The organism is Acinetobacter lwoffii (assembly GCF_024129735.1).
Taxonomy (GTDB): Bacteria; Pseudomonadota; Gammaproteobacteria; order Pseudomonadales; family Moraxellaceae; genus Acinetobacter; species Acinetobacter lwoffii_H.
In genome coordinates, this window is sequence record NZ_JAMXXK010000034.1 from 1 (window position 1) to 22,573 (window position 22,573).

19 protein-coding genes and 2 tRNA genes are annotated in these 22,573 nt (G+C 43.5%); 8 read left to right on the top strand and 13 right to left on the bottom strand.

Annotation, left to right across the window (positions count from 1 at the left end):
* Window positions 1-406 precede the first annotated feature (406 nt).
* Window positions 407-2,236, top strand: coding sequence for a phosphoenolpyruvate carboxykinase (GTP) (locus NI469_RS10495; protein WP_005262344.1), 1,830 nt, complete (start codon window positions 407-409; stop codon window positions 2,234-2,236).
* Window positions 2,237-2,371: 135 nt separating this feature from the next.
* Window positions 2,372-2,794 carry a hypothetical protein gene (locus tag NI469_RS10500; RefSeq protein WP_005262346.1) on the top strand — a complete coding sequence of 141 codons (423 nt, stop codon included), beginning with the start codon at window positions 2,372-2,374 and terminating at the stop codon, window positions 2,792-2,794.
* 65 nt (window positions 2,795-2,859) lie between these two features.
* Here the strand turns inward: NI469_RS10500 and NI469_RS10505 are convergent, their stop codons facing one another.
* Entirely contained in the window at window positions 2,860-3,528 is a 669-nt protein-coding gene (locus tag NI469_RS10505) for a class I SAM-dependent methyltransferase (protein ID WP_005262348.1), read from the bottom strand.
* Between the two features lie 135 nt (window positions 3,529-3,663).
* A complete protein-coding gene (gene folD, locus NI469_RS10510; RefSeq protein ID WP_253146192.1) occupies window positions 3,664-4,512 on the bottom strand; it encodes a bifunctional methylenetetrahydrofolate dehydrogenase/methenyltetrahydrofolate cyclohydrolase FolD in 849 nt (282 codons plus the stop codon).
* A gap of 153 nt (window positions 4,513-4,665) precedes the next feature.
* Between folD and NI469_RS10515 the strand changes: the two genes are divergently transcribed.
* Window positions 4,666-4,739 (top strand) — tRNA-Cys (locus tag NI469_RS10515).
* 10 nt (window positions 4,740-4,749) lie between these two features.
* Window positions 4,750-4,835: transfer RNA gene (locus NI469_RS10520), tRNA-Leu, on the top strand.
* A gap of 151 nt (window positions 4,836-4,986) precedes the next feature.
* Here NI469_RS10520 and NI469_RS10525 read toward each other — a convergent pair.
* From NI469_RS10525 to NI469_RS10535, 3 genes are all read right to left on the bottom strand, one after another.
* On the bottom strand, window positions 4,987-5,889 hold the full coding sequence (locus NI469_RS10525; protein WP_253175125.1) for a helix-turn-helix transcriptional regulator: 903 nt from the start codon (window positions 5,887-5,889) through the stop codon (window positions 4,987-4,989).
* Window positions 5,890-6,042: 153 nt separating this feature from the next.
* Complete coding sequence (locus NI469_RS10530) at window positions 6,043-6,246, bottom strand: hypothetical protein (RefSeq protein WP_253175126.1); 204 nt, start codon at window positions 6,244-6,246, stop codon at window positions 6,043-6,045.
* Window positions 6,247-6,461: 215 nt separating this feature from the next.
* Window positions 6,462-7,454, bottom strand: coding sequence for an NAD(P)H-quinone oxidoreductase (locus NI469_RS10535; RefSeq protein WP_253175128.1), 993 nt, complete (start codon window positions 7,452-7,454; stop codon window positions 6,462-6,464).
* Window positions 7,455-7,584: 130 nt separating this feature from the next.
* Here NI469_RS10535 and NI469_RS10540 point away from each other — a divergent pair, with 130 nt between their 5' ends.
* Window positions 7,585-7,929, top strand: coding sequence for a thioredoxin family protein (locus tag NI469_RS10540; RefSeq protein WP_253175134.1), 345 nt, complete (start codon window positions 7,585-7,587; stop codon window positions 7,927-7,929).
* 69 nt (window positions 7,930-7,998) lie between these two features.
* Here NI469_RS10540 and NI469_RS10545 read toward each other — a convergent pair whose 3' ends face one another.
* The 3 genes from NI469_RS10545 to cysD form a co-directional block, all read right to left on the bottom strand.
* Window positions 7,999-8,271 (bottom strand): hypothetical protein, encoded by a 273-nt coding sequence (locus tag NI469_RS10545; protein ID WP_004279462.1) that lies wholly within the window; start codon window positions 8,269-8,271, stop codon window positions 7,999-8,001.
* A 145-nt stretch (window positions 8,272-8,416) separates the two neighbouring features.
* The gene (cysN, locus tag NI469_RS10550) at window positions 8,417-10,033 is read right to left on the bottom strand and encodes a sulfate adenylyltransferase subunit CysN (protein WP_004279461.1); all 1,617 of its coding nucleotides are present in this window, start codon (window positions 10,031-10,033) and stop codon (window positions 8,417-8,419) included.
* Between the two features lie 165 nt (window positions 10,034-10,198).
* Window positions 10,199-11,113, bottom strand: a complete 915-nt coding sequence (cysD, locus tag NI469_RS10555) for a sulfate adenylyltransferase subunit CysD (protein ID WP_004730252.1) — start codon at window positions 11,111-11,113, stop codon at window positions 10,199-10,201.
* A 323-nt stretch (window positions 11,114-11,436) separates the two neighbouring features.
* Here cysD and NI469_RS10560 point away from each other — a divergent pair, with 323 nt between their 5' ends.
* The 3 genes from NI469_RS10560 to NI469_RS10570 all read left to right on the top strand — a co-directional run bounded on the left by NI469_RS10560 (window position 11,437) and on the right by NI469_RS10570 (window position 14,662).
* Window positions 11,437-11,979, top strand: coding sequence for a hypothetical protein (locus NI469_RS10560; RefSeq protein ID WP_253175136.1), 543 nt, complete (start codon window positions 11,437-11,439; stop codon window positions 11,977-11,979).
* 302 nt (window positions 11,980-12,281) lie between these two features.
* Window positions 12,282-12,917, top strand: a complete 636-nt coding sequence (locus tag NI469_RS10565) for a YqiJ family protein (protein WP_253175138.1) — start codon at window positions 12,282-12,284, stop codon at window positions 12,915-12,917.
* A 38-nt stretch (window positions 12,918-12,955) separates the two neighbouring features.
* Window positions 12,956-14,662, top strand: coding sequence for a flotillin family protein (locus tag NI469_RS10570; protein ID WP_253175140.1), 1,707 nt, complete (start codon window positions 12,956-12,958; stop codon window positions 14,660-14,662).
* Window positions 14,663-14,727: 65 nt separating this feature from the next.
* On the opposite strand, the gene sucD is transcribed toward NI469_RS10570, so the two are convergent.
* From sucD to NI469_RS10595, 5 genes are all read right to left on the bottom strand, one after another.
* Window positions 14,728-15,618, bottom strand: coding sequence for a succinate--CoA ligase subunit alpha (sucD, locus tag NI469_RS10575; RefSeq protein WP_004646291.1), 891 nt, complete (start codon window positions 15,616-15,618; stop codon window positions 14,728-14,730).
* Between the two features lie 12 nt (window positions 15,619-15,630).
* On the bottom strand, window positions 15,631-16,797 hold the full coding sequence (sucC, locus tag NI469_RS10580) for an ADP-forming succinate--CoA ligase subunit beta (RefSeq protein ID WP_004279437.1): 1,167 nt from the start codon (window positions 16,795-16,797) through the stop codon (window positions 15,631-15,633).
* Window positions 16,798-16,967: 170 nt separating this feature from the next.
* The gene (gene lpdA / locus NI469_RS10585) at window positions 16,968-18,398 is read right to left on the bottom strand and encodes a dihydrolipoyl dehydrogenase (RefSeq protein WP_004279436.1); all 1,431 of its coding nucleotides are present in this window, start codon (window positions 18,396-18,398) and stop codon (window positions 16,968-16,970) included.
* A 99-nt stretch (window positions 18,399-18,497) separates the two neighbouring features.
* Complete coding sequence (gene odhB / locus NI469_RS10590; protein WP_004279435.1) at window positions 18,498-19,712, bottom strand: 2-oxoglutarate dehydrogenase complex dihydrolipoyllysine-residue succinyltransferase; 1,215 nt, start codon at window positions 19,710-19,712, stop codon at window positions 18,498-18,500.
* A gap of 18 nt (window positions 19,713-19,730) precedes the next feature.
* Complete coding sequence (locus tag NI469_RS10595; RefSeq protein ID WP_005262356.1) at window positions 19,731-22,553, bottom strand: 2-oxoglutarate dehydrogenase E1 component; 2,823 nt, start codon at window positions 22,551-22,553, stop codon at window positions 19,731-19,733.
* Window positions 22,554-22,573 lie beyond the last annotated feature (20 nt).

Here is a 22,573-nt window from a genome sequence, read left to right on the forward strand (position 1 = left end):
CGGTTTAATTTACTTGCTGGCATATACAATTTAGATTGGGTGAAAGATAAACAATTAAATTGATTGAAAAATGATTTATGAAGGAAGTCTAATAATGAATATTAAAGGTCTTATAAAATTAAGATAATGATTTTAATATTAATTTTTAAAATAAATACTACCCATAATTTAAATAAATAATATTAATAATTCAAACATTTAGTTTTATCTTGTTGTTTTACTTATATTTATAAATAAAATAGCATTATATTCCAAAAGAAATCTAGCACTTCTTTGGTCTTATTTTTTTTATCATTTTATGCTTTAATACAGCCACTTTTTTTCATACTTCATCTGGGCGATATTTTTTATTGCTCGGATTGTACTTTGTACATCTAATTTGTACACATTTGAGATAGGCCTCACCATGACCCAAGTGAACGCACCAGAATTCGTTCGTCACCCTAAGCTTATTGCTTGGGTGGAAGAGATTGCTAAATTAACAAAACCAGCAAAAATTGAATGGTGTGACGGTAGCGCAGAAGAATATCAACGTTATATCGACTTGATGATCGCTAACGGCACAATGCAAGCGCTGAATCAAGAAACTCATCCTGGTTCTTATCTTGCAAATTCTGATCCTTCTGACGTAGCACGTGTTGAAGATCGTACTTACATCTGCTCTGAAAACAAAGACGATGCTGGCGCGACCAACAACTGGGAAGCACCTGCTGTCATGCGCGAAAAATTGAACGGTTTATTTGACGGTTCAATGGCAGGTCGTACACTTTATGTGGTTCCATTCTCTATGGGTCCATTGGGTTCTCATATCGCTCATATCGGTATCGAGTTAACTGACTCTCCTTACGTTGCAGTAAGCATGTCTAAAATGGCTCGTATGGGTAAAGCTGTTTATGACGTTCTTGGTACTGACGGTGAATACGTTCCTTGCGTACACACTGTAGGTGCTCCGCTTGCGAACGGCGAAAAAGATGTTGCATGGCCTTGCAACAAAGAAAAATACATCGTGCATTACCCAGAAACTCGTGAGATCTGGTCTTATGGTTCTGGTTATGGCGGTAACGCATTATTGGGTAAAAAATGCCTGGCATTACGTATTGCATCATTTATGGGTCGTCAACAAGGCTGGTTAGCTGAACACATGCTGATCCTTGGCGTGACCAATCCACAAGGCGAAAAACACTACATCGCAGCTGCATTCCCATCTGCATGTGGTAAAACAAACTTCGCAATGCTGATTCCACCAGCAGGCTATGAAGGCTGGAAGATTGAAACTGTAGGTGACGATATTGCCTGGATCAAACCAGGTGAAGACGGTCGCTTATATGCAATCAACCCTGAAGCTGGCTTCTTCGGTGTAGCGCCTGGTACCAATACCAAAACCAACCCGAACTGTATGGCAACCATGCACAAAGACGTGATTTATACCAACGTTGCTGTGACTGACAACGGTGAAGTTTGGTGGGAAGGTCTGACTAAAGAAGCGCCTGCTAACTTGACTAACTGGAAAGGTCAACCACACACTGGCGAAGAAAAAGCAGCGCATCCAAACGCACGTTTCACAGTATCTGCTGGCCAGTGCCCTTCTATTGATGCTGACTGGGAAAATCCAGCAGGTGTTCCAATCTCTGCGTTCATCTTCGGTGGTCGTCGTGCAGACACAGTGCCTCTAATTTCAGAAGCATTTGACTGGGTTGACGGTGTTTACAAAGCTGCGACTATGGGATCTGAAACCACTGCTGCTGCTGTTGGCCAACAAGGTATCGTTCGTCGTGACCCGTTCGCGATGCTGCCATTCGCTGGCTACAACATGGCGGATTACTTCACGCACTGGTTAGAAATGGGCGAGCAAGTGGGCGCGAAAGCTGCCGCTGCTGGCAACAAACTTCCAGGTATCTACAACGTGAACTGGTTCCGTCGTGATGCTGAAGGCAACTTCGTATGGCCTGGTTTCGGTCAAAACATGCGTGTTCTTGAGTGGATCATTGACCGTTGTGAAGGTCGTGCTGAGGCTGTTGAAACACCAATTGGCCTAGTTCCTACTTATGAACAGTTGAACTGGACTGGTTCTGACTTCACTAAAGAACAGTTTGACCTAGTAACTTCTCAAGATAAAGATCAATGGATCAAAGAACTTGAAAGCCATACTGAATTGTTCGACAAGCTAGGTGAGCGTTTACCGGAAGCGTTAAAAACTCGTCAAGCAGAACTTATTGCTGCGGTTAAATCTGCTTAATTGCTGATTTAATTTAAAAAAGGTCGCGTAAGCGGCCTTTTTTATTGGCTGTTTAAACAATTGATCACAATTGACCAGAGCAGCTGCTTAAGCAAAATATGGCATACTTAAACCAAGACTTCAGGAACTATAAATATGAAAAGAACAACAGTAATTTTGGCTGTGGCTGCAAGCAGTTTTGTACTGAGTGCATGTCAGACCACACCCCATCAATTCAATGGACAAAGTGGCTATGAGATTCTGGAACGTTCAGGCAATACAGCAACCCTGAGCTACACCCTCTCAGGACGACCAAGCCAGGATGAAAATCGCTTGCAAGCCGCTTGCAGACACGTGTTAGGAAATTCCAAAACTTACAATATCCAGATTTTAAGCACCAATGAAATTTCCAATCCAACTGCGGAACAGGAAAACTATGGCCGCCAACTGGGTAATAGCCGCACGCAAATCAGCTTAAGCAACACGCCCGATTTACATAATAGCGAGAACCCGGGTGCACGCGAAGCTTTAGAAGCCCGCCCAACGACCATGCGCGTTATTCGTTATACTTGTTCTTAATATCTGATACTTATAGAAATCAAGACAATCAAAAAGGGCTAACTGCCCTTTTTGATTTTTCAACTTTAAAGTGTTTTATAGAAACTGACATTACGAAATTCTGGTGATTCATCCAGATCTGGCCAAGTCGTTGCACTGCGCTCATCCAGTTTTTCATATTGAGGATGACTAAAGTTTTTTACTCGACTATCTGCAACCCAGACCTCAGGTGCAAATCTTAAAAACTCATCCAGGAAGAAACGGTTACATTGATCATAAAGCACATCTGCGGCTAATAAAATATCCACTTTCTCTGCCTTATATAGGTCATCCAGATATTCAAGCTCGACATCATTTAGCTCTGCATTGGCACGACAGGCATCTAGACTAACTTGATCGATATCACAGCAGATCACACGTTTTGCACCTGCCATTTTCGCCGCAATGGCAACTACGCCCGATCCCGCCCCAAAATCCAAAACTACTTTGTCTTTAACATGATGCGGCTCTGCCAATAGCCACTGCGCCATCGCCAAGCCTGAGGCCCAGCAAAAGATCCAGTATGGTGTATCATTCCAAATGCGACGAATCACCTCATCATCCAGCTTATCTGTTGGGAATACTGGCGGAATCAGCCACAGGGAAATGGGTGTATCCGGCAATTGCTGTGCATGTAGCTCACAGTGTGGAATCACATCATGCAAGGCTTTTAGTAGATGTTCTGGGGCTTGAGGGAGTCGGAAGGTGCAGCTCATTAGATTTCTTTTAATTAGTATTAATGTCTTTGAAGAATCTCCCCTAGCCCCTCTTTAAAAAAGAGGGGGAAACTCCATCCAAAAATAGTGATCAGAGTTCCCTCCTTTGAAAAAGGAGGGTTAGGGAGGATTTGATTAACCTAAAGCTTTTTCAGCAGCTTCAACCGTTTGACGGATTAAAGTGGTAATCGTCATTGGACCTACACCACCCGGAACTGGTGTGTAAGCAGCAGCAATTTCTTCAATGCCAACAAGTTGGATATCACCAACACCACCGCCATCACGTGGATGGAAACCAGCATCAACAACCACTGCACCTTGTTTGATCCAGTCTTTTTGAATTAATTCTGCTTTACCTACCGCACCGACAATGATATCTGCTTGCTTAACAAAGCTTGCAAGATCTTGAGTACGTGAATGGCAAATGGTTACGGTTGCATTCGCTTCTAGCAGCATCGCAGCCATTGGTTTACCCAAAATTGCAGAACGACCTACAACTACCGCATGTTTACCAGCGATTTCAATGTTGTTCTCTTTCAGGATAGTCATAATACCCGCAGGCGTCGCTGAACCATAGGCTGCCTCACCCATTGCCATACGACCATAGCCCAGGCAAGTGACACCATCTACGTCTTTTTCAAGCGAGATTGCATCGAAACAGGCACGCTCATCAATTTGCGCAGGAACCGGGTGCTGAAGCAGAATACCGTGCACATCAGGATTTGCATTTAATTTTTCAATTTCAGCCAATAATTCTTCAGTTGTGGTTTCTTTAGGAAGTTCCACTTTGAGTGAGTCCATACCAACACGGCGGCAGGCATTGCCTTTCATGCGAACATAAGTTGCAGATGCACCATCGTCACCTACCAAAATCGTCGCAAGAATTGGAGTACGACCTGATTTTGCTTTCAGCGCTTCTACGCGAGTAAACAAGTCAGCTTCAATTTGCTTCGCCAATGCACGACCGTCTAGAACTAATGCCACGGCACTTCTCCCAAGTGTTGATATGAATCAATTTTGCACATTCTACATGAATAATTTAAATATTTTCCGCCAGATGATGTTTTTATGCGCATACAGATGAATACACTATTGTTTTTTTTTCTGAGCTTGCTAATATACGCATCAACAAGACGCGGCGGGGTGGCAGAGTGGTCATGCAGCGGACTGCAACTCCGTGGACGCCGGTTCGATTCCGACCTCCGCCTCCATCTTGTTAAAGCCCGAGTGGTGAAATCGGTAGACACAGGGGATTTAAAATCCCCCGCCCACAAAGCGTGCCAGTTCGAGTCTGGCCTCGGGCACCATTCTTCTACTATAGAAAGATGGTGCAAATAAAGAACCCAGCGAAAGCTGGTTTTTTTATGTCTGTAATTTAGTTAGTCAAAAAATAAGTAAATTAAATTCCCATTTAAAGTGTCATCATTAATCAGGCCCTCCTGCTCTGCTTTCTCAATATCATCCAGTAGAACGTAAATATCCTTGCAAATCCTGTTCCAGTTTCTGCTGAAAATGAATCGGCTCAATAATTTTCACATAGGGCAACCAGTAACGCACCAAAGGCAACAACTGCATTTCGTGACGAATCTGGCAACTGATCACTAACTCTCCAGTCTCGGCTTCCTGCTCGATCTGCTGTTCTGGAAATAAACGGCGCTCTTTAAAAAAGACCGTGACTTCAGGTTGTACCCTGATTAAGACTTGCTGCTTTTGCTGCCCAAACCAGATGCTGTCTTCATCTGCCAGCATTTTCAGTATTTCAGGATCATGCGCAAAGCTCTCCGCCTTAGAAACCAGCTTGAGCTGTTGCACCTGACTTAAGCGATAAGTGCGCAACTTGTCCTGATCTACGCCCACCAGATACCAGATACCATGATGGTGAATCAAGCGATAAGGCTTAATGATTCGCAATTGATCTGAATATTGCAACTCAACCTGCTGACGTTTATAGATTGCGCTTGCAAGCAACTTGAAATGTTCGGCAAACTGTTTGGCATCTTCAAAATAATAGCCTTTTGCCGAAAATACCTGATTTGCCCGCTCATCCAGCAGTTCACGCATAAAAGACATATCCAACGCCGGATACAACTCACTGATCCCCGAAAGCTGGGCAAAAGTCTGGATATCCTGCAATTTAAACCGCCCTAAATAAGAGGGTTCCAGATAATATCGTTTCTGTTCATCTTGAAGTAAGGGTAAGTAAGAGCCTAGACGATCAAAATCACGCTCAATGGTGCGGGTGCTGACCTGAAATTCTGCAGCTAGCTCTGCAGCCCGGAGTTGATATCCGACGTTTAATTTGGTCAAAATTCTGGCTAAACGCTCTGCAAGACGCTCATGTGTTGAAGCTGGGCGCTTCATAAATCCCCACTTAATACATTCTCATGTACTTATTTATCGCTAGATGTTGAATGATTATACTGAATGCCGATAGATGAATAATATTAGGACAAAGTCTAAGATATTTTTTGAGATCAGATCTTGACCCTTTATTCACTCTAAAAATACAAGATCTTATGTGGATTTTCTGGATGCTTTCTTGCTTGAATGACGATTTTGTATTGTTAATCTTTCCATATAACGCTCCAGATGTAGCATCGCCCGATACATTTTATGCAACTCCGCCCAACTCATGCTTCCGCAAATAATCATTTTATGAATACGTCGTAATGCTCTTAAACTATGTTTTGAACTGTATGCTGTTGAAATAATTTTCATCTTATTTTCCCTCTCACATTCATGTGAATGTTTAACCTTTTGGTCGGAATTATCGATAGATGCAATTTACGTGTCATAATTGACAGGTTGTGTCGAACAGTTAACATTTTTTAATTTTTATTCAAAATTTTATATATTTATTTGTAATAAGATTTTACTTAAAATTAAAAAAAGCCAGTAAAATTACTGGCTTTTTTTGAATCACTTATCTCGTATTAAACAATTTCAACCACAACTTTACCCACATGTTCTCCAGTATCCATTGCTGCATGGGCATCCTGAATCTGATCGAACTTAAACGTTTTATAGATCATCGGCAAACATTCGCCTTTTGCCCATAATGGGGTAATCTGCTCTTTCAGACCTTGTGCAATTTCCGCTTTTTCAGCCGTGCTGCGTGCACGCATGGTCGAACCGGTAATGGTCAGACGTTTCATCATGATTTGACCCAGTTTGACTTCTTTGGCCTTGGCACCACCCAAGAAAGCGATATAGACCAGACGTCCATCACGGCGCAACAAATTCAAATTACGCTCTAAATATGGTGCACCGACCATATCTAAAATGACATCGACACCACCATTGTCAGTGGCTTCATTAATAACTTGCTCAAAGTCCTGAGTTTTATAATTAATAGCCGTGGTTAAATCAGAAATAGCCGCAACTTTTTCATCTGAACCGACAGTTGCAAAAGTTTTGATTCCGAGTGATTTACACAACATTAAAGCAGTCGTACCAATCCCGCTCGTTCCACCATGTACCAGTACAGTTTCCCCTGCTTTGGCCTTACCCATCTGGAACACGTTCGCCCATACAGTAAAGAAAGTTTCAGGAATGGCCGCTGCCTGTACAAAACTTACGCCTTCAGGAATATTCAAGGTCTGGCTTTCAGGTATGACGCAATATTCAGCATAACCGCCACCATTGGTCAAACCACAGACTTGATCACCAACTTTAAACTGACTTACATCACTACCAATCGCAACCACCTCACCTGCCACTTCCAGGCCAGGAACTGGCGTTACCCCTTTCGGCATCGGATATAAGCCTTGACGCTGCAGGATATCTGGACGGTTAATACCAAAGGCATGAACTTTCACCAGAACTTCATCTGCTCTAGGTTCAGGTACAGTCACCGTTTCATAAGCGAGTTTATCGACACCACCTGGTTCTGTAATAATGACTTGCTGCATGGTTTGTTGCGACATGATTTCTTTCCCTAATCTATGCATTTTATATATCTTGGACTTATTTGAACATAGTTAGCATGAGGAATGAAGCTACATCGGACTTATGTATAATCGGGGGACTATTCAGGAAATTGATAATAGGCCAACCATGACCCAAGTGATCGAATATAACGAAAACAATTACAGTGATTTTGAGTGGTTTGAAGGTTTTGCCGTGATTCGCTTTTATGCAGAGTGGTGCAAGCCCTGTGTTCAGAATTTTCCGATCTTTGCCGAACTGGCGACATACTATGCTGAGGTAAATCCTGAAGTTAAATTTGGCAAGATCAATGTGGATCAGTCTCCGATTTTAACCTTGCGCTATAATGCCTATGGTTTGCCTTCTACGCTTATTTTTAGAAATGGAGAAACTATTAAAAGGATTGCAGGCGTGAAAAGTTTAACCGAAATGAAAGCTATTCTGGCCTTAGTCCTCAATGATTCTTATGAATAATTACCCATGTGAAGCCAAATCTAACAAAAATATTTTTTTTAGCTCACTATCTAAATACGGAGCCTTTAATTAACTACGCCCTTTATATTCCTTTACCATTCGATCACTCACATCTTCCGGATAACACAGCGGCGCATATCCGCCTGCACGATTATAAGCACTACGCTTACCACAACGACTACCATTACTTGCAGTATTGTAAGGACACGGACAATTTCCCGGATAATTCTCAATCGACTGCTGGATTATTTTTTGCTTGATTGCTTCAACGCTTTGGCTGCTCTGTTTGGCTTCAGCTCCAAAAGCCACACACAAGCCAGCCAGCAATATTAATTTTTTCATATATTCCCCAAATCTAGGGAGTATTGTATTAATTGACTAGTAAATTGAAAGATCACATTTTGACTAATCGAATGATTTTCATGCAATCAAAATTTAGGCAATAAAAAACCCGCTTTTCAGCGGGTTTCTTCAAATCAGTCCAGTCTTAAAGACGAACCAATTCCACAATCTTCTCAGCAAGTTCTTCAACTGTATCTACGGTTAAAGTCGTGTCTGTACCTTCAGCAGCATCGGTAATCACAACCACACCAGTTTCACGAACCAGTGCAACCTGCTCCGCATTCAAACCTGCTTTAGCAATAGCAACGATCCCTTGCTGAATCAGCAAGCTTTCTAGCGCCTGAGCATTTTCCAAAGCTTTACCAGATACAGTCACCGCAGCAGGTTTTTGACCCAAACGTGCCGCACGTGCTTCTGCAGTGACAGGCTCATCGTGTGCAGACCATTCAACTGATTCTTCCACCATACCAGCACCAATCGTCACGTTATTCAAACGATCGATGAAGATAAACGAACCGGTGAAACGGCTGTCTTGATAACGGTCAAAGACCACTGGTGCATCAAATTCAACAGTCACATTGGCGATTGCATTTAGCTCAAGTTTATCCACCTGAACTTTTTCCAATGTGTTAACGTTGGTACGGTAATGAATTGCCGTTACTTTTGCCGGAACGGTTTGCGTACCAATCTTGATGTTGTACAGCTTACCCAGTACAAGTGGTTGATCTGCCATCCACACAACAGTCGCTTGAACTGAACGGGAAATATTTGGAACAGCTTGATCCGCACGAATTAACACGTTACCACGTGAAATATCAATTTCATCGTTAAGCGTTAAAGTCACTGCCTGACCTGCAACTGCATGCTCAAGATTGCCATCAAAAGTGACAATTTCTTTGACAGTCGATGATTTACCAGAAGGTAATGCTGTTACGGTATCGCCAACATTGATATCGCCAAGTGCGATCGTACCGCAGAAACCACGGAAGTCGAGGTTTGGACGGTTCACGTATTGCACAGGGAAACGGAAATCCTGCTTCGCTGAACTACGGTTAATTTCCACCGATTCAAGTGTACCCATCAGCGTTTCACCAGTGTACCATGGCGTATTGGCTGACTTGTTCACCACGTTATCGCCATTCAATGCAGAAATAGGCGTAAAGATGATATTGCTTGGTTTACGGTCGCCCAATTGTGCAACGAATGCCGCATATTCAGCCTGGATTTCATTGAAACGCGTTTCAGAGAATTCCACCAAGTCCATCTTATTGATTGCAACAATGATGTTCTTGATCCCGAGCAAACTCGCAATAAAGGTATGACGACGCGTCTGGGTTTGCACGCCATAACGCGCATCAATCAAAATGATCGCAAGGTCACAAGTCGACGCACCGGTTGCCATGTTACGGGTGTACTGTTCGTGTCCCGGCGTGTCCGCGATGATGAATTTACGTTTTTCTGTCGAGAAATAACGATATGCCACATCAATGGTAATGCCTTGCTCACGCTCTGCTTGTAAACCATCGACCAGAAGTGCCAAGTCAGGTGCATCACCTGTCGTACCGACTTTTTTCGAGTCACGGGTCACAGCCTGTAATTGATCTTCATAAATCAATTTTGAATCGTACAGCAGACGACCAATTAACGTTGATTTACCATCGTCCACGTTACCGCAAGTCAGGAAACGCAACAGGTCTTTATTTTCATGTTGTTTTAAATAGCCCAAGATATCTTGGCTGATTAAATCAGATTGATGAGACATCGCTCAAAGCTCCACATATTCTTTAGAAATCGGTTGTTTTGAATCTCTTTTTAATCTCCCTAAATCCCTCTTTAATAAAGAGGGACTTTATCTCCGTTCTGATTTAGGAGTTCCCCCTCTTTTTAAAGAGGTGAGCAGCATTGCTGCGCAAGGGGGGAGATTAAATTAGAAGTAGCCTTCCTGCTTCTTCTTCTCCATCGAGCCTGCTTCATCATGGTCAATCATACGACCTTGACGCTCAGAACTGGTTGCCAGCAACATTTCCTGAATAATTTCCGGCAAGGTATTGGCTGTAGATTCCACAGCACCTGTTAATGGATAACAACCCAAAGTACGGAAACGTACCGATTTCATTTGTGGAACTTCACCTTCTTTTAAAGGCATACGTTCATCATCAACCATAATAAGTGTGCCACTACGTTCAACCACAGGACGTTCTGCAGCCAAATAAAGTGGTACTAATGGAATACTTTCCAAATAAATGTATTGCCAGATATCCAGCTCAGTCCAGTTAGATAACGGGAATACACGAATACTTTCGCCCTTGTTCACTTTACCGTTATAAAGATTCCAAAGTTCTGGACGCTGGTTTTTCGGATCCCAACGATGTTTCGAATCACGGAATGAATAAACACGTTCTTTGGCACGTGATTTTTCTTCATCACGGCGCGCGCCACCAAAAGCAGCATCAAAACCGTATTTATCCAGAGCCTGTTTTAAGCCCTGAGTTTTCATGATGTCGGTATATTTAGAGCTACCATGGTCGAACGGGTTAATACCGGCCTCAACCCCTTCTTTATTCTGATGCACGATCAAATCGAAACCATGGGTTTTCGCCATGTTGTCCCGGAAAGTGATCATGTCTTTAAACTTCCAGCCTGTATCGACATGTAATAATGGAAATGGAAGTTTTGCTGGGTAGAACGCTTTTAGCGCAAGATGCAGCATGACCGCTGAATCTTTACCAATCGAATACAGCATGACCGGATTTTCAAACTCGGCAGCAACTTCGCGGATGATATGAATACTCTCAGCTTCAAGCTGTTTGAGATGAGTAAGTCTTTCCTCATTTAACGACATGGACAACACCAGCTTAGAAAAACGTGTACTTATGACACTTTTGAAAATTTATATTCATTATAGTGATTTACTTATCCTATCCATTGCTTGTTTTATGATATTGATATATCAAAAGCTCATATAAAAATTCATCAATAATGAATATCAGTTTTTATGAATCAATGATTTGCACAATTCAAGCGAGGATATTGTGTGGTAGAGGTATATATTAACCTGTCGCTAAACCAATAAAATCCTAGGAAAATAATCTAAAGTAGTGGTTCTCAAATAGTTAAAAAATTACTAGAGTAAGACTCAATTCTTCCTTTTGATATACTTCATTTATGCCCTATAGCGCTTTTGATCTCACCACTGTAAAAACCCGTCTGGAACAGGCCCAGCTTGCTGGTTATATTTATCAGCACCAGCAACATATTTTGGTCTTGCAAGAACCTTTCAGTGATGATGGCAAGCCTTTAAATATCTATCTGCAACACGAGCTGACCGCGGATCAAATTGGATTACAGTTTGGTCTGCGTTTGCAAGAAGGTCATTGGGAATTTCTAATCGGCGTTACTTATAGTAACCAGAACGCAGCTTACGAAATTGGTGCTGGCAACCTCAAAGGTGATCAAAAAGCCTTTAACTTATTATATGCCTTTTATAATTATCCTAAAGCGTTCTATCTAATGGCATTACCTTTGACAACCAACAGTCAGATTTTGGAGCAAACCTTGCAAAAGCAGCTTTTCAAGCAGCCTGATCTCGACTTCCTGAATATTGCAGTCAAGGTCAATCCTATGGGCGAACAAGTCAAATGGATGGAACACTATATTCTGCAACAGACTCTAGATATGAAAGTCCGGATTCAGACTGCCCTACTTTAAACTTGAACAGAAAAATTTGGAGATACTCAGGTCGATGTATCTCTATACTTTCTCAGGCAAGCACACACAGAATGCCGAATTCCTATTGCCGCTGTGGCATTACTTGCTCAAACATCCAGTTAACTTATAGTTTATTATTAATTTTAATAGTTCAATAATTATTAAATAATCAAGATATTCAATCCTTGTTTATAAGGTTTTTTGTTATTTTTTTGCATACAAAATCAGCAATTACTGTTATCGTTATATCAATAAAAACTTTCAGACACTTTTCCTAAAAACATAATTATAGAGATAAAAAAATGTGGGAACTATTTACGCATCCATCAAATATCGTATTTAGTATTAGCCTTAGCCTAATGCTGATGTTTGCTGCTCTAGAATGTATTCTATTGCTGCTCGGCGGCGGCTCTCAGCATATCTTCGAAAAGTTTTTACCTGAAGATCCCCTGCAACCAGAAATAAGTGCGGATCAGTCTCCGGGTGTTTTCAGCAAAGTATTTGACTGGTTATATCTGGGGCGTCTGCCTTTATTTATTTGGCTAATCATTTTTCTGACCAGTTATGGCTTGAGCGGTTTATTAATTCAGGGAATATTTGAGCGCCTGACCAGCCAGCTGTTTAATGTCTGGCTGATTTCTCTGGCCTGCCTGTTTCTGTGTATGCCTGTGGTGCGCTTTCTTGCCATGGCCGCCAGCAAGCTCCTGCCTCAAGATGAAACCTCTGCGATTCATAGCGATGAACTCATCGGACGTACCGCGACCATTATTCTGGGAGATGCCAAAGTGAATTCTCCCGCACAAGCCAAAGTCCGAGATCAACATGGCCAGACTCATTATGTCCTGGTTGAACCAGAAAACAATCAAATTTTAAATCAAGGTCAGAATGTAGTTCTAACCCACAAAACCAAGAACGGCTTTCAAGCCATTGCACTTTAATTTTATTTAGCTAGCACTCAATTGAGACTTTTATAACAATGTTAACATTTGATTTATATAATATTTTAATTATTGCGGGAATTATTCTTGTGGCACTGGTGACCTTCGGTCTCATCATTGCACGCTTATACCGTCGTTCAAGCAAAGAAATTTCCTTTGTGCGTACCGGTTGGGGTGGAGAAAAAGTGATTTTAGGTGGAGGCGCAATCGTGCTTCCGGTGTTACATGAAATTATTCCGGTAAATATGAACACCCTACGCCTTGAAGTCCGCCGTGCTGATGATCAGGCACTGATTACCCGTGACCGGATGCGGGTCGATGTCATGGCCGAATTCTATGTCCGAGTCAAACCTACAGCAGATTCAATTGCCACCGCAGCACAAACCCTTGGTCAAAAAACCATGTCACCGAATGAACTAAAAAATCTGGTGGAAGGTAAGTTCGTTGATTCACTACGCGCAGTGGCTGCAGAAATGGCCATGGAAGAACTGCATGAAAAACGCGTCGATTTCGTACAAAAAGTACAGCAAGTCGTTTCGGAAGATTTACATAAAAATGGTCTGGAGCTTGAAACGGTTTCCCTAACCGGACTGGATCAGACCGGATTTAAATACTTCAACCCGCAAAATGCATTTGATGCTGAAGGTCTGACCAAGCTCACTGAAACCATTGAAGATCGTCGCCGCAAGCGTAACCACATTGAACAGGATACCGATCTGGCGATCAAAACCAAAAATCTGGAAGCTGAACAGGCGCGCCTGCAAATTATTCGTGAAGAAGAATATGCCAAGCTGCAACAAGAACGTGAAATTGCCATTCGCCGTGCTGAACAGCTGGCTGAAATTGCCGCTCAGGAAGCCGGCAAAAAACGTGAAGCAGAAGAAGCACAAATTGCCGCTGAACGAGAAGTCGAACTCAAGCGTATTTTGGCCGCCCGTGATGTCGAAAATGAAAATATTCAAAAGGCTCAGCTGATTCAAAAAGCACAGGTCGAGCAAAAGAAAACCATTGAACTCGCTGAACAGGACCGCGCCATTGCCATTGCGGAAAAATCACGTGCTGAATCTGAAGCTAAAGCCCAAGCCGATCAGGCGCGTGCACAAGCGGTAAAAGCGGAAGAAGAAGTCATCACCGTACGTCAAATCCAGCAAGCAGAGCGTCAAAAGGCAGTTGAGCTGGTCGCAGCCAAAGAACATGCTGAAAAAGATGCAATTGCCATTACAGTTGCCGCTGAAGCTGGCAAACAAGCGGCAGCAGATGATGCAGAAGCAGTGCGGATTGCGGCTGAGGCGGAAGCAGAAAAAGTCCGCCTTAAAGCCAAGGGCGAAGCGGATGCGAAAATTCTATTGGCTCAGGCAATGGAGAAACAGTATCAGGTGGATGCTGAAGGTACACGTGCGGTCAATGAAGCCAATAACGTCCTGTCACCTGAACAGGTCGAAATGCAGATTCGTCTGGCCATGCTGAAATACTTGCCTGAAATTATCAGAGAAAGTGTCAAGCCAATGGAGAATATTGATGATATCAAGATTCTCCAGGTGAATGGCCTACATGGCGGTCATGCCGGTGCCTGTCAGGCAGATGCCCATCATGAGAATAGTAATGTTGCTCTTTCAGATCAGGTGGTGAATAGCGCCCTGCGTTATCGTAGCCAGGCACCGCTCATTGACAGCCTGATGAGTGAGCTCGGTATTCAGGGTGGAGATATTAATGGGATGACCCAAAGCCTTAAAGCTAAAACTTAAAAATAGACTGAGATATAAAAAAGCTCCCATCTGGGAGCTTTTTTATTAAAGGTCTAATGTGAATATCAAACTAAACCTTTATCTTTTAATACTTGCAGCATGGTTGAACCAAGTTCGGCTGGACTACGTGTATACGCCATACCCGCACGCTCAAAGGCAGCAAACTTTTCTTCTGCTGTGCCCTTACCACCTGAAATAATCGCACCTGCGTGACCCATACGTTTGCCTTTAGGTGCAGTCACACCCGCAATATAACCAACAACTGGCTTAGTCACATTCGATTGAATATATTCCGCAGCTTCTTCTTCCGCAGTACCGCCAATCTCACCAATCATAATGATAGCTTCAGTTTGTGGATCTTCCTGGAACAGTTTCAAGCAGTCAATCTGGTTCATGCCCGGAATCGGGTCACCACCAATCCCGATACAGGTCGACTGACCTAAACCGAGTTTTGTAGTTTGCGCCACAGCCTCATAAGTCAATGTGCCTGAACGCGAGATAATCCCGATTTTACCCGGCTGATGAATATGTCCCGGCATGATCCCGATCTTACATTCACCTGGCGTAATAATACCCGGACAGTTTGGTCCGATGAGACGTGTGCCATTACCATTGGTTTCCAGATAACGCTTGGCTTTAAGCATGTCGATGGTCGGTACACCTTCAGTGATCACCACAATTAACTCAATGCCAGAATCAACCGCTTCAACAATAGAGTCCAGTACAAAGGGTGCCGGAACATAAATCACTGAAGCATCTGCACCTGTTTCTTTCACTGCTTCACGCATGGTATTAAATACAGGCAATTCTAAATGGGTTTGACCACCTTTACCCGGGGTTACACCACCCACGACTTTAGTGCCGTAGGCTAAAGCCTGTTCAGAATGGAATGTACCGTTTTTGCCTGTAAAGCCCTGTACCAATACTTTAGTGTCTTTATTAACTAATACGCTCATGTTAGATACTCCTTAAGCTTTTACAGCAGCAACGATTTTTTCTGCAGCGTCAGCAAGACCATGTGCAGAAATCAATTTCAAACCTGATTCATCCAGTAATTTTGCACCCAGTTCCGCATTGTTGCCTTCGAGGCGAACAACCACAGGAACTGTCACATTTACTTCCTGAACCGCTGCAATAATTGCTTCAGCAATCATGTCACAACGTACAATTCCACCAAAAATATTAATCAATACACCCTGGACAGAGTGATCTGCCAAGATAATTTTAAAGGCTTCAATCACACGCTCCTTGGTCGCACCACCACCCACATCCAGGAAGTTGGCTGGTTGACCGCCATACAGCTTAATAATATCCATGGTTGCCATGGCAAGACCGGCACCATTGACCATACAACCAATGTTACCCTCAAGTGCCACATAGTTTAGATCAAACTCAGAGGCTTTTAACTCACGTTCATTTTCTTGAGACTTATCACGCAAAGCAGCCACTTCAGGCAAACGGTACAGTGCATTCGAATCAATTCCGATTTTGGCATCGACACACAGAATGTCGCCGTTTTCACGCACAGACAGCGGATTGATTTCGAAAAGTGCAAAATCATTGTCTACAAATGCCTGATAGGCAGCCGTCATGACTTTAACAAATTGATTGATTTGTCCATCTTTGAGTTTAAGTGCAAAAGCAACTTCACGCGCCTGAAATGGCATTAGACCAACTAAAGGATCAACCTCAACTTTAATAATTTTTTCAGGGGTTTCTTCGGCCACTTTCTCAATTTCAACACCGCCTTCAGTCGATGCCATAAAAGTGATGCGGCGAGTCGAGCGATCCACCACAGCGCCCAAGTACAGCTCGCGCTCAACCGGATAAACATCCTCAGAAACTAAAATGCTATTGACCGGCTGACCATTGACATCAGTCTGATAAGTCACCAAGCGTGAACCAATAATCTGGTTGGCATATTCAGCAGCCTCAGTAGCCGATTTCACTACTTTTACCCCACCAGCCTTACCTCGGCCACCCGCATGCACCTGTGCTTTCAATACTGCAAACTTTCCACCCAACTGCTCGAAAGCATGCACCGTTTCATCGGCATTGGTGGCAAGTATCCCTTCCTGTACAGGCATACCATATTTTTTTAATAGCGCTTTTGCTTGATACTCATGTAAATTCATTGAATAACCTTTTATTACTTCTTTGCCTTGTTATAACCCACTAGCACCCAGACGTCCGTCAAAGCAGTACCAGCATTTCTTAAAATCGTTATCTTTATTTTTAGATGATTGTTCCAATAAAAACAACCATGAAATGTAAAAAGAGCGACCTAAGTCGCTCTTTTTTCGAATTACTTACGCTTACGTTGGATCGCGTGAATTGCACGCCCATCAACTGCAAGTGCAGCTTCATGTACCACTTCAGAGAATGTCGGGTGACCGAAAGTCATCAACTGAAGATCTTCAACTGAAGATACAAACTCAAGCGCGATCATACCTTGGTGAACGATATCAGACGCAGCAGGTCCAATCACGTGCATACCGAGTAAACGATCCGTTTTTGCATCAGCAACAAACTTCACGAAACCGGCACCTTCACCCGCAGCTAAAGCACGACCGTTCACAGCAAAACCGAATTGACCCGTTTTAACTTCGTGACCTTTTTCAGTCGCTTGCTGTTCTGTTAAACCTACCCACGCCGCTTCCGGATGTGTGTAAATTACAGAAATAATGGTGTCATAGTTCACTTGTGCAGCATGACCGTGAATACGCTCAACCGCCATTACGCCTTCTTCCATTGCTTTATGCGCAAGCATTGGACCACGTACCAAGTCACCAATTGCGTATACGCCTTCAACTGAAGTTGCACACCAATCGTTGACTTCAACCAAACCGCGTTCAGTCAATTTAATGCCTGAATCATCAGCCAATAAACCTTCAGCATATGCGCGACGACCGACACAAACGATCAATTTATCGAAAGTTTCAGTTTTGTCTTCACCAGCTTGGTTATATTTAACCGTTACTTCACGACCATTGATTTCAGTACCTGCAACTTTTGCACCGATACGGATATCCATACCTTGCTTAGTCAACAGTTTTTGGAAGTCTTTTGCCAATGCTTTATCAGCCATTGGTAAGAATGCATCCATTGCTTCAAATACAACAACTTCAGCACCAAGACGACGCCATACAGAACCAAGCTCAAGACCGATCACGCCCGCACCAATTACACCTAAACGCTTAGGTACTTCTGGGAATTCAAGCGCGCCAGTAGAATCAACAATTAAGTCTTGATCTACAGGAGCCACTGGAATATTTACTGGTACAGAACCCGTCGCAAGAATCACATATTTAGGCTCTAAAACTTGAGTTTCACCTTCGTGAGAAACAAATTCTACTTTTTTACCTGCAAGCAGTTTACCCGTACCTTTTAACCACTCGATGCCATTACCTTTAAGTAACTGATCGATACCGCCAGTCAATTGATCTACAACTTTGTCTTTACGAGCCAGCATTTTAGAAAGATCGAATTTAACTTCACCAGTCGTAATACCATGGTCATCTAGATGTTGAACTGTATCTTCATAACGATGTGAAGAATCAAGTAAAGCTTTAGACGGGATACAACCGACGTTTAAGCAAGTACCACCTAAAGATGGTTTACCTTTATGAATACGTTTTTCGATACACGCAACTTTAAAACCAAGTTGAGCTGCACGAATTGCTGCTTCGTAGCCGCCCGGGCCACCACCAATTACGACTAAATCGAATTGAGACATGTTTATCTCCAACTAATCCCCCTTATTAATCCCCCTTTTCCAAAGAGGGATCTTCCCCTCTTTTTAAAGAGGGGTTAGGGGAGATTTTTAATGAATAAATTACAGATCAAGGATCAGACGCGCTGGCTCTTCTAACAATTCTTTGATTGTTACAAGGAAACCGACTGCTTCTTTACCATCGATTAAACGGTGGTCATAAGACAGTGCAAGGTACATCATTGGCAAGATTTCTACTTGACCATTCACCGCCATCGGACGTTCCTGGATTTTATGCATACCCAGAATCGCAGTTTGTGGTGTATTTAGAATTGGTGTAGAAAGCAATGAACCGAAAGTACCACCATTAGTAATAGTGAATGTACCGCCAGTCATATCTTCGATACCCAGTTTACCGTCACGTGCCTTGCCAGCATATGCACGGATGCCGTTTTCAACTTCAGCATAGTTCATGCGGTCTGTATCACGAAGTACAGGAACCACTAGACCACGCTCAGATGAAACTGCAACACCAATGTCGTAGTAACCGTGATACACGATGTCATCGCCATCAATTGAAGCATTTACCGCTGGATAGCGTTTAAGTGCTTCAGTTGCTGCTTTAACGAAGAATGACATGAAGCCAAGACGCGCACCGTGACGCTTCTCGAATGCATCTTTGTATTGAGCACGCATTTCCATGATTGGTTTCATGTTCACTTCGTTGAACGTCGTCAACATTGCAGTTTCTTGAGTCGCTGCAAGTAAACGTTCAGCAACACGCTTACGAAGACGAGTCATAGGAACACGTTTTTCGATACGCTCGCCCACTGCAACGCTTAATGGTTGCGCTGCAGGTGCTGCCGGTTTCGCCTGATGATTTGCCACATCTTCTTTCGTGATGCGACCGCCACGGCCTGTACCTGCAACATCAGCTGCTGCAACACCAGATTCAGTCAATGCTTTACGCACTGCTGGAGCCTGATCCTGTACTTGTTGACGTTCAACGATCGGTGCATTACCCGCTTCAGTTTGCGCAGCAGCTTGTTCAACTTTCTCTTCAGACTGAACTGCTTGAGTTTGCGTAGCGCCAGAAACAGCACCTTCTTCAAACTGTGCAATGACTTCAGCTGAAAGAACAGTATCGCCTTCACCTTTAATAATAGATGCAAGTGTACCGTCTGCAGGAGCAACAACTTCTAAAACAACTTTATCAGTCTCAATATCGCAGATCACTTCATCACGTGACACTGCTTCACCTGGTTGTTTGTGCCAAGTTGCGATCGTACCGTCCGCAACTGACTCTGGGAATACCGGTGCTTTAATTTCGGTTGCCATTACTTAGAATCTCCTGGATTATTCAGCGTCGATCGCAAGCGCGTCGTTGATGAGCTGAGCTTGTTGTTTTGCATGCAAATATGGTGAACCACATGCCGGTGCAGCAGAAGCTTCACGGCCTGCATAGCTAATACGTACTTGTTTACCCGCTTTCATCACGTCGTCATATAGACGCGGTGCGATGAACAACCAAGCGCCTTGGTTCTTCGGTTCTTCTTGCGCCCAAACAAGTTCTTTAACGTTTGGATATTGCGCAAGCACTTCTGCCAGGCGTTTTTCTGGGTATGGATATAATTGTTCAATACGTACAATTGCAGTGTTGTTCAATTCTTTTTCACGACGTTTTTCAACTAGGTCGTAATACACCTTACCACCACACAGTACCAGACGGGTTACATCTGACTTGTTGATGTTGTCTACTTCATCAATCACGGTTTGGAATGTACCGTTTGCAAGCTCTTCAAGGCTAGATACAGCAAGCTTGTGACGAAGTAAAGATTTCGGCGAAGTAACAATCAATGGCTTACGGATTGGACGAATCGCTTGACGACGTAATGCGTGGAAAATCTGCGCAGGCGTGGTCGGTGTGATGACTTGCATGTTGTCTTCAGCACATAGCTGCAAGAAACGTTCCAAACGTGCAGATGAATGCTCTGGACCTTGACCTTCAAAACCGTGTGGAAGAAGCATAGTTAAGCCACATACACGCTCCCATTTGGTTTCACCAGATGAGATGAACTGGTCAATGACAACCTGTGCACAGTTTGCGAAGTCACCGAATTGCGCTTCCCAGATGATCAAACTCTTAGGAAGAGTCGTCGCATAACCATATTCAAATGCCAATACAGCCATCTCTGACAATAAAGAGTCATAGATTGCAGTACGCGGCTGGTTTTCTTTCAGGTTACACAGCGGAAGATAAGTTGAGCCATCTACCTGGTTATGCAGTTTTGCATGACGGTGTGAGAAAGTACCACGACCTACGTCTTCACCCGTTAAACGAAGCAAGTAACCATCATCTAGTACAGTTGCATACGCCAGAGTTTCAGCAGCACCCCAGTTCAGTGGCATTTCGCCCGTTTGCATTTTCAGACGATCGTCGATCACTTTTGCAACTTGACGCTGCATCACGAAGCCTTCAGGAAGCTCACGCATTTTCGTGCCAAGCTCTTTCAAACGTTCGATTGGGAAAGTTGTATCCCAGTCGTCTGTGTACTCATGACCTAGGTAAGGCGTCCAGTCCACAAACATTTTTTTGTTCGGTTCAAGTACCAGTGCATTGGCAACGTGATTACCCGCTTCCAGGTCTGCACGGTAGTTTTCAACCATTTGATCTGCACTTGCGCGATCAAGAACACCCTGTTGTACCAGTTGATCCGCATAAAGCGTACGCGTAGTCGCTTTCTTGTTAATCACTTGATACATCATTGGTTGAGTTGCAGCTGGCTCATCCGCTTCGTTATGACCACGACGACGGTAGCAGAACATGTCAATCACAACGTCTTTACGGAAGGTATGACGGAAGTCATGTGCCAATTGTGAAATGAACACCACAGCTTCAGGATCATCACCATTCACATGGAAGATCGGTGCCTGAATCATTTTTGCGATGTCAGTACAGTATTCTGTAGAACGTGCGTCACGTGGATCAGACGTCGTGAAACCAACCTGGTTGTTAATTACAATGTGCACTGTACCACCCACGGTATAACCGCGAGTTTGTGACATCTGGAAAGTTTCCTGGTTAACGCCCTGACCTGCAAATGCAGCATCACCGTGTACGATTAGTGGCAATACGTCATCGCCGCCAATGTCTTTACGACGTACTTGACGTGCACGTACTGAACCTTCAACCACAGGGCCAACGATTTCAAGGTGTGACGGGTTAAACGCCAATGCCAAGTGAACTTCGCCACCTGGAGTCATCACGTTTGAAGAGAAGCCTTGGTGATACTTAACGTCACCAGAACCTTTCTTGTGAATAGATTTACCTTCGAACTCACCAAACAGGTCAGCCGGGTTCTTACCCATGATGTTAACAAGAAGGTTTAAACGGCCGCGGTGAGGCATACCGATCACAACTTCTTTACAGCCTACAGAACCTGCACGCTGAATAATTTCGTTGACCATCGGGATGAATGCTTCACCACCTTCAACGCCGAAACGTTTGGCACCAACGAATTTATTACCAAGATATTTTTCTAGGCCTTCAGCCGCAGTTAAACGCTCAAGGACATGTTTCTTTTGATCAGCATTGAAGCCATATTGACCGCGTGCACTTTCTAGACGTTGTTGAATCCAACGTTTTTCTTTGGTGTCCACGATGTGCATGTATTCAGCACCGATTGAACCACAGTAAGTGGCTTCCATTGACTGAACCATTTCAGCCAAAGTCGCTTCTTCTTTACCGATCGCCAGGTTACCAGTATTGAATACTGTGTCTAAGTCAGACTGAGTCAAACCATGCGCAGCAAGATCTAGATCAGGCACAACTTCACGCTTCGCCAAACCTAATGGATCCAGTTTTGCTTTCTGGTGGCCACGGTTACGGTACGCAGCAATCAGCTGTAGCACGCCAATTTGACGACGTTCATGCTCTGAGCTGACTGTCGACTGAACAATAGGCTGAATACGGCTTGAATTGCGACCTAAAAGTAGGAATTGCTCACGTACATTACTGTGTGGTTGATCACCTTTTGGGAATTTATCGAAGTACGCTCTCCAGTCAGCACCCACTGAGTCTGGAGCAGTCAGATACTGCTCATAAAGTTCTTCAATATACGCTGCACTATCAGCGGAAAGTTCAGTGTCAAGACGCAGAGCGTCAGCAACTTCTTGCATTTGTGGACCCATTTCCTATT